The organism is Natronococcus roseus (assembly GCF_043677095.1).
In the GTDB taxonomy this organism is placed as follows: domain Archaea; phylum Halobacteriota; class Halobacteria; order Halobacteriales; family Natrialbaceae; genus Natronococcus; species Natronococcus roseus.
Map to the genome: position 1 here is coordinate 1 of NZ_JBHLJR010000014.1, position 14724 is coordinate 14724.

At 64.6% G+C, this 14724-nt stretch carries 15 protein-coding genes; 10 read left to right on the plus strand and 5 right to left on the minus strand.

The window, feature by feature from the left end; all coding sequences use genetic code 11:
- Positions 1-288 precede the first annotated feature (288 nt).
- Complete coding sequence (locus tag ACFEMD_RS21910; RefSeq protein WP_394743405.1) at positions 289-1080, minus strand: creatininase family protein; 792 nt, start codon at positions 1078-1080, stop codon at positions 289-291.
- A gap of 132 nt (positions 1081-1212) precedes the next feature.
- On the opposite strand from ACFEMD_RS21910, the gene nikR reads away from it, so the two are divergent.
- The 4 genes from nikR (at position 1213) to ACFEMD_RS21930 (ending at position 3839) form a co-directional block, all read left to right on the plus strand.
- Complete coding sequence (gene nikR, locus ACFEMD_RS21915) at positions 1213-1650, plus strand: nickel-responsive transcriptional regulator NikR (protein WP_005555971.1); 438 nt, start codon at positions 1213-1215, stop codon at positions 1648-1650.
- A 66-nt stretch (positions 1651-1716) separates the two neighbouring features.
- On the plus strand, positions 1717-2094 hold the full coding sequence (locus tag ACFEMD_RS21920; RefSeq protein WP_394743407.1) for a cupin domain-containing protein: 378 nt from the start codon (positions 1717-1719) through the stop codon (positions 2092-2094).
- 334 nt (positions 2095-2428) lie between these two features.
- Entirely contained in the window at positions 2429-2611 is a 183-nt protein-coding gene (locus tag ACFEMD_RS21925; RefSeq protein ID WP_394743409.1) for a hypothetical protein, read from the plus strand.
- Positions 2612-2687: 76 nt separating this feature from the next.
- Positions 2688-3839 carry an acyl-CoA dehydrogenase family protein gene (locus tag ACFEMD_RS21930; RefSeq protein ID WP_394743410.1) on the plus strand — a complete coding sequence of 384 codons (1152 nt, stop codon included), beginning with the start codon at positions 2688-2690 and terminating at the stop codon, positions 3837-3839.
- Positions 3840-3927: 88 nt separating this feature from the next.
- On the opposite strand, the gene ACFEMD_RS21935 is transcribed toward ACFEMD_RS21930, so the two are convergent.
- Entirely contained in the window at positions 3928-4488 is a 561-nt protein-coding gene (locus ACFEMD_RS21935) for a HalX domain-containing protein (protein WP_394743412.1), read from the minus strand.
- A 166-nt stretch (positions 4489-4654) separates the two neighbouring features.
- Positions 4655-6631 carry a 3-hydroxyacyl-CoA dehydrogenase/enoyl-CoA hydratase family protein gene (locus tag ACFEMD_RS21940; protein WP_394743413.1) on the minus strand — a complete coding sequence of 659 codons (1977 nt, stop codon included), beginning with the start codon at positions 6629-6631 and terminating at the stop codon, positions 4655-4657.
- A gap of 115 nt (positions 6632-6746) precedes the next feature.
- On the opposite strand from ACFEMD_RS21940, the gene ACFEMD_RS21945 reads away from it, so the two are divergent.
- On the plus strand, positions 6747-7898 hold the full coding sequence (locus ACFEMD_RS21945) for an acyl-CoA dehydrogenase family protein (RefSeq protein ID WP_394743414.1): 1152 nt from the start codon (positions 6747-6749) through the stop codon (positions 7896-7898).
- Between the two features lie 86 nt (positions 7899-7984).
- Positions 7985-9310 carry a DUF362 domain-containing protein gene (locus tag ACFEMD_RS21950; protein ID WP_394743415.1) on the plus strand — a complete coding sequence of 442 codons (1326 nt, stop codon included), beginning with the start codon at positions 7985-7987 and terminating at the stop codon, positions 9308-9310.
- Positions 9311-9342: 32 nt separating this feature from the next.
- Here ACFEMD_RS21950 and ACFEMD_RS21955 read toward each other — a convergent pair whose 3' ends face one another.
- Positions 9343-9948 carry a hypothetical protein gene (locus ACFEMD_RS21955; RefSeq protein ID WP_394743417.1) on the minus strand — a complete coding sequence of 202 codons (606 nt, stop codon included), beginning with the start codon at positions 9946-9948 and terminating at the stop codon, positions 9343-9345.
- A gap of 69 nt (positions 9949-10017) precedes the next feature.
- On the opposite strand from ACFEMD_RS21955, the gene ACFEMD_RS21960 reads away from it, so the two are divergent.
- Positions 10018-10785, plus strand: coding sequence for a helix-turn-helix domain-containing protein (locus ACFEMD_RS21960; RefSeq protein WP_394743418.1), 768 nt, complete (start codon positions 10018-10020; stop codon positions 10783-10785).
- 57 nt (positions 10786-10842) lie between these two features.
- Positions 10843-13476, plus strand: coding sequence for a heavy metal translocating P-type ATPase (locus ACFEMD_RS21965; protein WP_394743419.1), 2634 nt, complete (start codon positions 10843-10845; stop codon positions 13474-13476).
- 3 nt (positions 13477-13479) lie between these two features.
- On the opposite strand, the gene ACFEMD_RS21970 is transcribed toward ACFEMD_RS21965, so the two are convergent.
- The gene (locus tag ACFEMD_RS21970) at positions 13480-13737 is read right to left on the minus strand and encodes a hypothetical protein (protein ID WP_394743420.1); all 258 of its coding nucleotides are present in this window, start codon (positions 13735-13737) and stop codon (positions 13480-13482) included.
- 291 nt (positions 13738-14028) lie between these two features.
- Here ACFEMD_RS21970 and ACFEMD_RS21975 point away from each other — a divergent pair, with 291 nt between their 5' ends.
- A complete protein-coding gene (locus ACFEMD_RS21975; protein ID WP_394743421.1) occupies positions 14029-14517 on the plus strand; it encodes an Lrp/AsnC family transcriptional regulator in 489 nt (162 codons plus the stop codon).
- 100 nt (positions 14518-14617) lie between these two features.
- On the plus strand, positions 14618-14724 hold a 107-nt coding region (locus ACFEMD_RS21980; protein ID WP_394743422.1), incomplete at its 3' end, for a HalOD1 output domain-containing protein.

A 14724-nucleotide genomic window follows, 5' to 3' on the forward strand; every position in this document is an offset into this window, starting at 1 on the left:
TCGTATATGGGTCCAGTTCGGTGGTGCCGAATCGCGGACCGATCGGGCGTCACCGAACTACCAAGGCTCACATCAGAACTCATCTTGCGGCGGACCGCAGGGGTGAGCTCCTCATCTTCTTCGTACTATAACCAAGTTCCCGACCACTACATAAGGCCTTCGAACGCAACCCTCGCCGGGAGGGAGTGACAAACACGTTGCCGTCGTGCGATTCTGAACTAACGATGTGGCGAGATTACAACCGGTAGTGGAATATTAAGCGATGGCACGCTCGAGAAGCCGCGGAGATCAGCGATCGCGGTCGGGTCTCGGTTCGACGTGGGGTCTCGGAACGAGGTCGTCGAAGGGCTTCTCGTCGAGCCACTCGAGCAACGCGACGAGCTGGTCGGTCGCCGCCTCGAACAGCTCCGCGCCGATCTCGGGGGTCGCGTCGGTCTGGTCTCCGAAGACGCCGTTGGGGCTGTTCTCGATCGAATCGTAGAACGTCGTCGCGCCGTGGACGCGTTCTGCGTCGTAATCGAACGTCGCGCCGTCGTCCCGGGCATCCTCAAGGCGATCCTCGCGAACCAGTTCTCGAGCGATATGCATAATCATCGCCGTCTCCTTCGGACCGCCGTGGGGGCCCGGCGTCTCGAAGACGTCCCGTATGAGCTCTGGAATCGACTCGTCCCACATCCACTCGATAGCGTAGGCCGTCCCGTCCCGGTGGAGCCGGCTGCCGACCTCGCGCAGGTGGGTGACGTTCCCGCCATGGGCATTGACGTAGACGATCCGATCGATCCCGTGGTAGGTGAGGTTCCGAGAGAGGTTCTCGACGTAGTCCCGAAACACCGGCGGATCGACCCACATCGTGCCGTGAAACTGTCTGTGGTGAGAGCTCACGCCGACCGGGATCACCGGCGTACAGAGGTGGTCCGTGCGGTCGGTCGCCGCGTGAGCGAGCGCCTCAGCGATCAGATAGTCGGTTCCCTCGGGGAGGTGCGGTCCGTGCTGTTCGGTCGATCCGAGCGGGACGACCGCGAGCGATTCGTCGGTGACGTAGTCGGCGAGGTCGGGCCAGGTCTGGTGCGGGAGGAACATGTCGTACCGTTGTTTCGGACGGGCAAAACGTTACGTTACCGCTTCGTCGCTTGCGGGGACGTGCAGCGTCCGAACCACCGCTGGAGGGGAAATATGGTAAGCCTTAATAGTCAAACGCCGTCGGATTATTATATGGCAGTCGTTAGCGTCTCGATGCCGGACGAGCTCCTCGAGCGACTCGACGAGTTCGCCGACGAACACGGGTACACCGGCCGAAGCGAAGTCGTCAGGGAAGCGTCTCGAAACCTTCTGGGTGAGTTCGAAGACACTCGCCTCGAGGATCGGGAACTGATGGGGATCGTCACGGTCCTCTTCGACTACGAGACGACGACCGTCGAGGAACGGATGATGCAGCTGCGACACGAGCACGAGGACCTTGTCGCCTCGAACTTCCACAGCCACGTCGGCGACCACTACTGCATGGAGCTGTTCGTCCTGGAGGGACAGCTCGAGGACATCTCGACGTTCGTCGGGAAGATCCGGGCGACCAAGGACGCCCTGACCGTCGACTACTCGGTCACCCCCGTCGACAGCTTCGACCCGATCTCGCAGGACGGCCACGGCCAGTAACGACCCCGCAGCCCGGAGTGTGCGAAGAACGCGTACCTTTACTGGGTTCCCGTCGTACGGTCACCCATGTCTTACCGCAAGGTCAACTACGAGGACGTCGATCAGGTCTCGAGCGCGATGCACTTTCTCAGCGATCCCCTCGAGACCAAGCAGGTCGGCGTTACGGTCGCGCGCTGCGATCCGGGCTGGAAGAGCCAACCGCACGATCACGCCGACAACGAACACGAGGAGGTGTACGTCCTCATCGAGGGGCAAGCGACCGTGGTCGTCGACGACGATCCGGTGGAGATGGAGACCGGCGACGCGCTCTGGATCCCGCCGGAGTCGACCCGACAGATCCGAAACGGCGACGACGAGAGCGCGTTCGTACTCGTGAGTGCCCCCGGGATTGCCGACGAGGAAGGCGAGAACGGCGAGTGGTTGCTCTCGGGCTTTGCCGGCTGAGCGGGGAGACGTTTAGTGTCTCGACGGCGTGTCCGGTGACGGGTGAGTCGCTATTTATTCGATCCACCACGCAGTCGTCTCGTTCGTCGTTTCTAGCGTCGTCGTCATTGCGGTCGGCTCGATCGAACTCGTTGGCGCGATCGTTCCCGCGGCCGCAATCGTCGTCTACGGGACGATCGTCGGCGTCGCTATCGATTTCGATCACTTCGTTATCGCTCGGTTCGAGACCGGAACGTGGGACGCCCTTCGCTTCTGTCTCACCAACCCGATCGCCGCGTTCACCGATCAGGACAGGATCTTCGAGCGCGGTGACGTCGGCGCGCTCTCCCGGCTGTTGAGCCACCTGCTGCTCGCGGGACTCGCCGTCTCCGGGACGGCGCTCGCGAACGCGCCGCTTGCGCTCGTGACGGGCACGGTCCTCTACGCACACATCGTCACCGACGTCGCCTGGGACATCCGACGACTGCGGCGACGATCGAACGTTACGACGGACGAGATCGTCCCCCCGTCTCGGTAACTCACTCGAGGCAGGTCCGACGCGGACTTGCACCTTGGGCGTCGATTATTTGGGAGTCCCCGACGAGGAAGGAATTGTGAACCTTCTCGATTCCAGTATCGTTCCGGAGCACGCACACGACATCAAAGACGAGGCCCGCGAATTCGCTCGCGAGCACATCGAACCGAACGCCCAGGAGTACTTTCAGGCGGGCGAGTACCCCCACGAGATCCTCGAGGCGGGCCAGGAGGCGAACCTGGTCGCCCAAGACATCCCGGAAGAGTGGGGCGGGCGCGGGCTCGATCTTCCACAGCTACTCGCGCTCACCGAGGAGTTCTACCGAGCCGACGCCGGAATCGCGCTGACGCTGCAGCTGGCGAGTTTCGGCTGCGAGATTACCTACGAGTACGGCACCGACGAGCAGTGCGAGGAGTACATTCGACCGGTCGCCGAGGGCGACCAGATCTCGGGGCTCGCCGTCTCCGAACCCGAGACGGGCAGCGATCTCGCGGGGATGCAAACTCGTGCTGAAAAGGATGGAGACGAGTACGTGATCAACGGCGAGAAGTACTGGATCGGTAACGGCGTCGAAGCCGATTGGATCACCCTCTACGCGCGCACCGGCGACGACGAGGACAACCGGTACGGCAACCACTCGATGTTCATCGTGCCGACCGACGCCGAGGGGTACGAGGCCGAACACATCCCCGAGAAGATGGCAATGCGAGCCTCCAAACAGGCCCACATCACCTTCGACGACTGTCGGATCCCCGAGGAGAACCTGATCGGCCACGAGGGGGCCGGGTTCATGATGCTCGCCGACTTCTTCAACCACGGTCGCGTGATCGTCTCCGGCCACGGCCTCGGCATCGCCGCCGCCGCCATCGAGGAAGCCTGGGCGTTCAGCCACGACCGCGAGGAGTTCGGTCGGACGATAAACGAGTTCCAGGCGGTCCAGCACGGACTCGCCGACATGTTGATCGACTTCGAGAGTGCGCGCTCGCTCACCTGGCGGGCGTGCGAAAACGTCGCGAACAACGACCACGCCGGCTACTGGGCGGCGCTGGCGAAGACGACGGCAACCGAGGCTGCCGTCGACGTCTCCGAACAAGGGATGCAGTTCCACGGCGGACGGTCGATCCTGGACGAGCGACGGATCGCCCGGGTCTACCGGGACGCGCGGATCCCGGTGATCTACGAGGGAGCCAACGAGGTCCAGCGGAACCTGATCTACGGGCAGGCACCCTGATTCGACTCTGCAGTACCTCGAGCGCCGCGCGAAACGGCGATTCTGGGGCGAGATCGACACCTATTGCGCAAGCGATTCGGCGGTCGGCTCAGAGGTCCTCGAACGCTCCGACGAAGTCGTCGTGGGTCGAGAACTCCGTCACGGTCTCGTCGAGCCGTCCCTCGAGGTCGTCGATCCGGCCACAAAGCTCCTGGTACTCCTCGTTGTCCGCGAGTTCGGATTCCTCCTTCTCGGATTCCAGCAGCGCCTTCTTCGAGACGAGCGCGTAGTAGTCCTGGACCGCCGACTGGTACGCCGACCGGTTGGCGACCGACTCGACCAGTTCGAGAAGCTCGTCCTTCGAGACGGGTTTGACGAGGTAGTCGTCGAATCCCATCTCGATGATATCGAAGTCGGGATCGACCGCCGTGACCATGATGACTCGACAATCGTACCCGTTCTCGCGGATCCGCTCGAGCACCTCGTCGCCGGACTGGCCCGGCATCCGTCGATCGAGGAGGACGACGTCGAACGAGTCGTCCAGCGTCTCGAGCGCGGCCGATCCGTCGTAGGCCGTTTCGGTCGTCCACTCGGAGCTGAGCCAGGTTGCAAAGAGATCTGCAAGCTGTGACTCGTCGTCGACGACGAGCACGCGCCGCTCGTTACGCATAGAGTTGTCCTCGGTTTCCATCATCGATTACAGCCACGCATCATAAATAGTTGCTCCGTGTGATAAATCTCGCGACCGAACGAAGACCGAGCTGCCTGCAAACGAGTACCGCCGAAATCGTCGGTGAGATCGGATCGATAACGGTAGCGACGGCGGACCCGTTAGCTCACTTCCCTTCGAACTCCGGCTCGCCGTCGCCCATAAACGCCGTAATCCCCTCCATCAGGTCGTCGGTCGCCATCAGCTGTCCGAACGCCGAGGACTCATAGGCGAGCCCGGCGTCGGTGTCGTCGCGGCCGGCGAGCATCGCACGCTTGGTGTACCGGTGGGCGATCGGCGGACCGCCGGCGAGGTCGGTCGCCAGCTCGAGTGCGCGTTCTTCGAGCTCGTCACCGTCGACGACCTCGTTGACGAACCCGTACGACTCCATCGTCTCGGCCTCGAAGCGGTCGGCGGTGAGGATGATCTCCTTTGCGCGGCCCTCGCCGACGATCGCGGAGAGCCGTTGCGTGCCACCCCAGCCGGGGATGAGGCCGAGATCGAGCTCGGGCTGGCCGAACTCCGAGCCGGCACTGGCGACCCGGAGGTCGGCACACATCGATAGCTCCATTCCGCCGCCCAGACAGTAGCCGTCGATACCGGCGACGACGGGCATCTCGCAGGCCTCGAGCGCGCCGAAGACGTCCTGACCGCGCTTCGAGAGTTCGGTGGTCGCGACCGGGTCCGCCCCGCCCGCGGCCATGCTCTGGACGTCTGCGCCCGCGGAGAACGCGCGGTCGCCCTCGCCGGTGAGGAGGATCGAGCGGACCTCGTCGTCGTCCTCGAGGGCCTCGATCGCCTCCTCGAGCTCGTCGAGCAGCTCCTCACTGATGGTGTTCATGCGGTGTGGGCGGTCGAGTACGATGTGGCCGACCATCTCGCCGGGGTACTCGACGCGGATCGCGTCGAACTCGACCTCGCCGTCGTCAGCGCCGGACTGGTCGTAGAACCCGCCCTCGCTCGCGCGCTCCTCGAGGTAGTCGGCGGGCTCGTAGCGCTCGTGGCCCGTCGTCTCGTAGGCGTCCTCGAGGGCCTCGAGAGCGTTCTCGAGGCCGAACTCGTCGGCCAGCTTGACGGGACCGTCGGGGAAGCCAGCGCCCAGCTGGGTCGCCTCGTCGATCGATTCGGGCGGGGCGACGTCGCCGCCGATCAGCTTCGCGGCCTCGTTGGCCATCGTGGCGACGAGGCGCTTTTCGACGAGGTCGGACCCCTCGTCGGTCGGGATATCGGCGCCGTCGCCGTCCTCGTAGTCGTAGAAGCCCTTCCCGGTTTTCTTGCCGAGCTCCTCGTTCTCGACCTTGCGCTCGAGCAGCGGGCAGGGTTCGTAGGCCTCGCCGAGAACTTCGTGCATGTACTCGAGGACGTGGTAGCTGACGTCGTTGCCGACCTGGTCGCCGAGTTCGAAACTGCCCATCGGCAGCCCCATCCCGTACTTGGTCGTTGAGTCGACCTCGGCGATCGTCGCCTCGTCCTCCTCGACGAGCCAGCAGGCCTCGTTCATCAGCGGGACGAGGATGCGGTTGACGATGAAGCCGGGCGAGTCCTTGTGAACCCGAACCGGGGATTTGCCGAAGTCGTCGGCCAGTTCCTCGACGACCTCGAGGGTCGCCTCGTCGGTCTCGGCGCCCGAGATCACCTCGACAAGCGGCATCCGAACCGGCGGGTTGAAGAAGTGCATCCCGCAGAACTGCGCCGGCCGCTCGGTGACGTCGGCGAGTTCGGTGATCGAGAGGCTCGAGGTGTTGGTCGCGAAGATCGCGTGGTCGGGCGCGGCCGCCTCGAGTTCCGAGTAGACGTCCTTCTTGATCTCCATCTTCTCGGGGACGGCCTCGATGACGATATCGGCGTTCCCGCAGGCTTCCGCCATGTCGACCAGCGGCGTCACGCGCTCTAAGGCGGCGTCGGCTTCCTCCTGGGAGAGCTGATCGTTCTCGGCGAGTTTGTTCAGCGACCACTCGATCTGGTCGTAGCCGTCCTGGACGAACTCCTCCTTGATATCGCGCATGGCGACGTCGTAGCCGGCCATCGCGGCGACCTCCGCGATACCGTGTCCCATGTTGCCCGCTCCAAGAACTGCGACGGTGTTGATATCGTCGATCTCCATGGTATCGTATGCGGTGGGAACCCGTTTGAACGTTTCCCTCTTTCGTAAATGAAACTACAGTTCCGTTTACTTCCGGTTACAAACATCTTTATCGGATCGTAGGTAACTATCGTCCATGGAATTTGGGCTCTCCGAAGAACAGCAGCAGATCCGCGACGAGGTCACGCGATTCGCGGAGAACGAGATCGTTCCCGTCGCCGGCGAGTACGACGAGGAAGAGAAGTATCCCCACGACGTTATCGACAAGGCCGCCGAGATGGGACTGACCGGCGCCTACATCCCGATGGACTACGGCGGGGCCGGCTACTCCATCCTCGACACCGCGATCATCACCGAGGAGCTGTTCTCTTACGATCCCGGTATCGCGCTCTCGATCGTCTCGACGTCCTTCGGCTGCGAGGCGATCATGAACTTCGGGACCGAGGATCAGAAGGAACGGTTCCTCGAGCCCGTCGCGATGGGCGAGAAGATCTCGGGCGCGGCGATCTCCGAACCCGACACCGGCTCCGACGTCTCCTCGGTCTCGACGCGGGCCGAGAAGGACGGCGACGAGTGGGTGGTAAACGGGAACAAGATGTGGATCACCAACGGCACCGTCGGCGACTTCTTCGTCGTGCTCTGTGAGACCGATCCCGACGCCGAGGGTCGGTACAACGGGTTCAGCCAGATCGTCGTCGAATCCGACCGGGACGGCTTCTCGGCGGAGAAGATCACTGGTAAGCTCGGTATTCGAGCCTCCGACACCGCCGAACTCGTCTTCGACGACGTTCGAGTTCCCGAGGAGAACCTCATCGGGACGAAAGATGCCGCGTTCATGCAACAGATGCAGTTCTTCGACGAGACCCGAACCGCGGTGGCCGCCCAGGGCGTCGGCATCGCGAAGGGTGCGACCCGCGCCGCCCTCGAGTACGCCCAGGACCGCGAGCAGTTCGGCAAGTCGATCTCGGAGTTCCAGGCGATCCAGCACAAGCTCGCCGAGATGGCGACCGACACCGAGGCCGCGCGCAACCTGACGTACAAGTCCGCCTGGAAGGTCGACCAGGGCGAGGACATCACCAAGCTCGCCTCGATGGCCAAGGAGTACGCCTCCCGAGTCGCCGTCGACGTCGCGGACGAGGCCGTCCAGATCCACGGCGGCGCCGGCTACGTCAACGACTTCCCCGTCGAGCGGTTCTACCGCGACGCGAAGATCACCCAGATCTACGAGGGAACGAGCGAGATTCAGAAGAACGTCATCGCCCGCGAGATGCTCGGCAAGGGCTTCTAACCGCTCCGAAAACGTGGTTGGCCACCGACAGCCAGCCGACTCGGACCCTCGGTACGTTTTTCTCCCTCTCTCCGCACTGTTCGTGCATGATCGATGATCTCACGGTATCGGAGTCGACCGTCCGAACCGCATGCGGAGACGTCGCGCTCCCGGAGATGGGCGTCCTCGAGCAGCGCTGGGAGACCGACCCGATCGCACCCGAATCCGTCGCCGACGAGGCGGCTGCGGCGGTCGGGGACCTCGAGCTCGAGAACGTCCCCGCGGGTGGCGAGGTCGCCGTGGGCGCCGGGAGCCGCGGCATCGACAACCTCCCAGAAATCGTCGGCGGCGTCGTCGACGGGTTGCGGGAGCGAGGGTACGAGCCGTTCGTCTTCCCGGCGATGGGGAGCCACGGCGGGGCGACCGCGGAGGGCCAACGCGAAAAGCTCGCAACCCTCGGCGTCACGGAGGAGGCGATCGGCTGCGAGATCCGGGCGACAATGGACGTCGTCACGGTCGGCGAAACGCCCGAGCGGGAGGTTCCGGTGTACGCGGACGCCCACGCGGTCGAGGCCGACGCGATCGTCCCGGTCAACCGCATCAAGCCCCACACCGACTTCGGCGGGGACGTCGAGAGCGGGCTCTCGAAGATGCTCGTCATCGGAATGGGGAAACAGCGCGGCGCGAAGATGGCCCACGACTGGGCCGTCGACTGGAGCCTGCGGAACATGCTCCCCGAGATCACCGACCGGCTCCTCGAGTCGCTGCCCGTCGCCGGCGGAATCGCAATCGTCGAGGACCAGCACGACGAGACGACACACCTCGAGGGCGTCCCGCCGTCGGGCTTTCTCGAGCGCGAAGCGGAGCTGCTCGAGCTGGCCTGGGAGCTCATGCCGAAACTCCCCTTCGAGGAACTCGACGTCCTCGTCGTTGACCAGCTGGGCAAGGACGTCAGCGGGCAGGGGATGGACACTAACGTGACGGGCCGGCGCCACTTTACGATCAACGAACCCGAACCCGAGACGGCCGAGATCAAGCGCATCTTCGTCCGCGGATTCACCGAGAAGACGAAGGGGAACGCGATGGGGATGGGCCAAGCCGACTTCGCCCACCGCGACGTGCTGGCGGGGCTGGACTGGTCGAAGTCGCTCATCAACGCCATCACCGCCAGTACGGTGCGCGGGGTGCGGCTCCCGCCCGTGGTCGAGACCGATCGAGCGGGACTGATCGCGAGCCTCGGGACGATCGGTCCCGTCCCGGGCGAGGACGCCCGCGTCCTGCGGGTGACGGACACGATGCGGCTAAAGCGGTGTTACGCGTCCGAACCCCTCGTCGAGGCCGCGCGCGAACGTGAGGACCTCCGGGTCGTAGCGGAGCCAGCTCCGCTCGAGTTCGACGACAACGGAGAGTTCGCCGCCGCCTCGCCGGACTGAGCCGGCGGTTTCGGACGGTCGGCGAGGACGTCTCAGTTGTCACTGTCGGAGTCGGTGTCACCGTCGTCGCCGTCAGAGTCCGTGTCGCCGTCGTCCCGATCCGAGTCGGTATCCCCGTCGTCGCTGTCCGAGTCCGTATCTCCATCATCGCTGTCCGAGTCCGTATCTCCGTCGTCGCCGTCGGAATCAGTATCGCCGTCATCGCTGTCCGAGTCGGAATCACCGTCGTCTCGATCCGAATCCGTATCGCCGTTCCCGGACTCGTCGGCCGACCAGCTCTCGTCGGCGGCCGTGACGCGATCCGTCTCGCCCGCTCCGCCGTCCGTGGTCGTCTCCTCGGCCAGCCTCGAGGCGTCTCGAACCGACGTCGCTTTCGCTGTGCTCTCGTCTGCGTTCGCCGGGCGCTTTTCAGCGTCCGTCGAACGCTCGCCTCGGACGTACTCATCGGCCGGTTTGTCCGCGAGGGTGTAGAGGATCACGGGCGGGAGGACGTACGAGGCGATCGCGAGCACGACGAACCTGTCGTCGACGAACATCAACAGGCCGAAGATCGCCAGCCCCGCGGTTGCGGCCGCGTGCACGCCAGTCTTCGTGTACGCGAGGTAGAATCGCCACAGCCCTCGAAACCACTGAGTCACGGCCGAGTTCACTACCGACACTACGAGAGCGACCGGGAACCCTTTTTCGCGTGCACCCGTAGGACGGGTATGAGAGAGTTCGTCTTCGCCCTCGAGTACGATCCGGGAACGAACCCGGTCGCCGACGTGCTCGCAGCCCACCCCGAGGCCTCGGTCCGATCGCTGTCGTGTCACGTCACCCCGGACAGCCTCTGGCGGGTCGATCACGCGACCGGGCCTGAGGAGGCGCTGGCGGAACTCGAGGCGGCCTACGAGACGGCCGACTACTTCGCGGACTGCCTGGTCAAAGACCACTGCGGGGCCGAGTGCGAGACGCAGGTGCTCGATCGCTCGAGCGACACGCTGGTCGTCTACACCTACTGGGATCGTACCGAGGTCTGTACGTCGGTTCCCCACGTTGCACTCGAGATGCTCGGCGAGGGGCTGCTGTTCGAGACCTACCGCGAGGGGCGGCGCTACCGCTGGCGGATCGTCCTCTCGAGCGACGCGCCGATCCACGACTTCTTCGACGCGCTCGGCGAGGAGGTCGGTGAGTGCGCGGGGATGGAGGTTCTTCGAGTGACCGAACTCGACCCCGACCGCAGCGGGTTCGACACCGCTCCTGACGGGGCGCTCCCCGACGAACAACGCGAGGCGCTCGCGGCGGCCGTCGAGTACGGCTACTACGAGACGCCGCGCCGGACCGAACTCGGCGACCTCGCCGAGAACCTCGGCGTTCCGCGGTCGACGCTCTCCTACCGCCTCCGGCGCGCCGAGGCCGCCCTCGCGACGACGTTCGTCGGCGAGGAGGAGTCGTTCGAAGCGCTGACGGCTCCCGGCTCGAACGGATCGCTCTGAAGGAAGTTGGCGCACGCCAAATAACCCGTATGGTTGCCGACCCGTTATGAGCGTCCAATGAGCGATCCTGCCGCCCCCGTCGACTCGAGTCGCACCCTCGAGCTACGGGTTCCCGGGATGGACTGTCCCTCCTGTGCGAAGAAGGTGCGAAACAGCGTCGAACGCCTCGAGGGAATCGACGGGATCGACCCCCGCGTGACCAGCGGCCGCCTCGTCGTCGAGTACGACCCCACCCGAACCGGCGAGGCGGCGATCCGCGAGCGCGTCCGCGCGGCCGGCTACGCGGTCGAGTCCGCAGCCACAGAGCGCACGTTCTCCGTCCCGGAGATGGACTGTCCTACCTGCGCGACGAAAGTCGAGCGCGCGCTGGCCGACCTCGAGGACGTCGGCGAGGTCGAGACCCGGCCTGCAACGGGTCGCGTGACCGTCACGACGAGCGAGGGGACCGACGCCGGGACCGTCGTCGAGGCGATCGAATCCGCGGGGTACGAGGCGACGCCGATGGGCGACGAGGACGCCGGGATCGCCGACCCCGCGGCGGTCTGGCGGAGTCGCCGGGCCGTCGGAACGGTGATCGGCACCGTTCTCGTGGCAATCGGGATGACCCTCGAGTTCATCCTCCCTGCGCTCGATCCCGCTCTCGGAACGGTTGCGGGCAGGACCTACGCAGGTTCGCACGTCCTGTTCGTCGCGGCCGTCGCCGTCGCCGGGACGCCGATCCTGCGGAACGGCTACTACTCCGCGCGCAATCGCAGCCTCGACATCGACTTCCTGATGAGTCTCGGTATCGTCGCCAGCGTGGCGACCCACCACCCCTTCGAGGGGGCGCTGCTCGCGGTGTTGTTCTCGGTCGCGGAGCTCCTCGAGCGGTTCTCGATGGACCGCGCCCGGGACTCCCTTCGGGAGCTGATGGAGCTCTCACCCGATACCGCCACGGTTCGGCGCGAGGACGGCTCGGAGGAGACGGTTCCGGCCGACGAGCTCGCGGTCGGGGATCGCGTCGTCGTCCGGCCCGGCGAGAAGATCCCGGCCGACGGCGTGGCCGTGGAGGGAGCCAGCGCGGTCAACCAGTCGCCGATCACGGGCGAGAGCGTCCCCACGGACAAGGAACCGGGCGACGAGGTCTACGCCGGGACGATCCTCGAGTCGGGCTACCTCGAGGTCGACGTCGAGAGCGAAGCGAGCGAGTCGACGATCGCCCGGATCGTCCGCATGGTCGAGGACGCAGAGCGCGAGAAGACCGAGCGCGAGCAGTTCATCGACCGCTTCGCGAGCGTCTACACGCCGATCGTCGTGGCGCTCGCGGTCGCGGCCGCGGTGGTCCCGCCGCTCGCGTTCGGCGCCTCCTGGAGCTACTGGTTTATCGTCGGCCTGACGCTGCTCGTGATCTCCTGTCCCTGCGCGCTGGTGATCTCGACCCCTGTCAGCGTCGTCTCGGGGATCACCAGCGCCGCCAAGAACGGGGTGCTGATCAAGGGCGGGCGCCACCTCGAGGCCGTCGGCGAGAGCGACGTCCTCGCGGTCGACAAGACCGGGACGCTGACGACGGGCGAGCTCTCCGTGACCGACGTCGTTCCGCTCGAGGGCGCCAGCGAGGACGAGGTTCTCCGTCGAGCCGGCGCCGCGGAGCACCGAAGCGAACACCCGATCGGGCAGGCGATCGTCGGCTACGCCGAGGAGCGAGGACTCGAGCCCGGCGATCACGACGTTTCGAGCTTCGAGGCGCTCACCGGGAAGGGTGTCCGCGCCGACGTCGACGGCACCACGCACTACGTCGGCAAGCCCGACCTCTTCGAGGGGTTGACGGACCTCGAGCACACCCACGCGACCGACGGCGGGGTGGTACTCGAATCAATGGGGTACGAGGTCGATACCGGCTCACAATGCGACCGCGAGGGCTGTCTGGATGTCCTCGGCGAGGTCGTCCCCGACCTCCAGGCGGAGGGAAAGACCGTCGTGATCGTCGGCACCGGCGAGGGCCCGATCGGCGTCGTCGCCGTCGCCGACCGCGTCCGGCCGAACGCCGCCTGGGCGGTCTCTCGGCTGCAGGAGCAGGGCGTCCGCGTCGTGATGCTCACCGGCGACAACGAGGGGACCGCCCGTGCGATCGCCGAGGGGGTTGGAATCGAGGAGTATCACGCCGAGCTGCTGCCCGACGAGAAGCTCGAGCTGATTCGCGAGCTAGGCGAGGCCGACCGGCCTCGGGACGGAGCGGGGAGCGGTGCGACCCGTGAAGTAGAAGGCGAGGCCGATCGGCCTCGAAACGGAACGGGGAGCGAAGCGACCCGTGGAGGAGAGCAGAAACACGGCGAAAACCGCGTCGCCATGGTCGGCGACGGCATCAACGACGCGCCAGCGCTTGCGACCGCGGAGGTCGGGATCGCCATGGGCGCCGCGGGAACCGACACCGCCCTCGAGACGGCCGACGTCGCGCTGATGGGCGACGACCTCACTCGCCTGCCCTATCTCTACGCGCTGTCGGGGAAGGCAAACGGCGTCATTCGCCAGAACATCTGGTCGAGCCTGGCGGTCAAGGCGGTGCTCGCCGCGGGCGCCCCGTTCGGGATCGTGACCGTCATCCACGCGGTCGTCATCGGCGACATGGGGATGAGCCTCGGCGTGACGGGCAACGCGATGCGACTGGCGGGCGTCGAACCCGAAACGCCGGACGCGGACGAACTCGCCGAGTGAGGGTCAGTCCCGGAGCCGGCAAACCAGTCCGATCACACCGATGACGGCGAAGACGACCCACATTCCGGTGACGAGCACGGCGACGAGGAGGATCGCAGGGCCCCGCGGTGACTCCGAGAACGGACCGAGATCCGGGAGTCCGAGGCCGAGCCACTGAACGACGAGGAAGCCGACGAAAACGAGGGCGAGAACGACTACCCGATCCCGGAGCCACCGCCGACTCAGGTAGTACTCGAGGTACGTGTCGTCGTCGCTTTGCATTCGTTCTCGCAGACGGAAGCGGTGGAGAAAACTATTGTTCCGGCTCGTCACCGTCCGAAACTGGTGCCGGATCCCGCATCCAGCTACCTGAACAGGGGAGCAGCGACGAACTCGAGGCGTTCTCGACAAGAATCTCGGTAGTTGGGGACGCGGTTTCTTCGTTTGATTATCGGATTCGAACAGGTTAGCCCGTTCCCTGCAGATGCGAACTGAGCGTTGACTTCTATCCGCGGACACCAAATCACTTTGTGAAAAGATAACTTATTCGCGGCTCTCTTACGATCCTTAGCCATGGCCTCAGAGGAACTTGACTCGGTTGACAAAGGTATCCTGTATCTCTTGCAGGAAGATGCCCGGAATAACACGACGAACGCCATCGGGGAACAGGTCGGCGTCTCGTCCAGCACGGTCGCCAATCGTATCACCAAACTCGAAGCGAACGGCGTTATCACGGGATATCACCCAACGATTGACTACGAGCAAACGGGGATGGGCCATCACTTGCTCATCATGGCGACGATTCCAATTGATGAGCAAGAGGAGATTGTTGACGACCTCGTTCACGTCCCTGGTGTGGTGAGTGTCAGTGAGTTATTAACGAATAACGCAAACCTCTCAATTGAGTTAGTCGGGCAGGACAAGCAAGAAATTGAGAAGAGTATCGGTGAGATGAGCGCGTTGGGCGTCGATATCGAGCGCATAGATTTGCTGAAACGGATTCGAGCGTTCCCCTACAATCACTTTGGAAAGGAATTTACGAACGAGGGCGACACTGGATAATCTCCAGCCCCTATTTAAGCACCTCTGGGAAATATCAATCAAGCTATATGTTTAAGAAGGTGGCTGGTCTACAGGGGTTGTGAACAAAATTCAGACCGAAATGCTCGAGGAGAAGTGTGTTAGTCAGACGGTGGTTGAAGCAGTTGCTGAAGCAGAAGGTGTTCGGCCTGTAGAACTCACACCCCCATTGTACGATGTCATTGATCC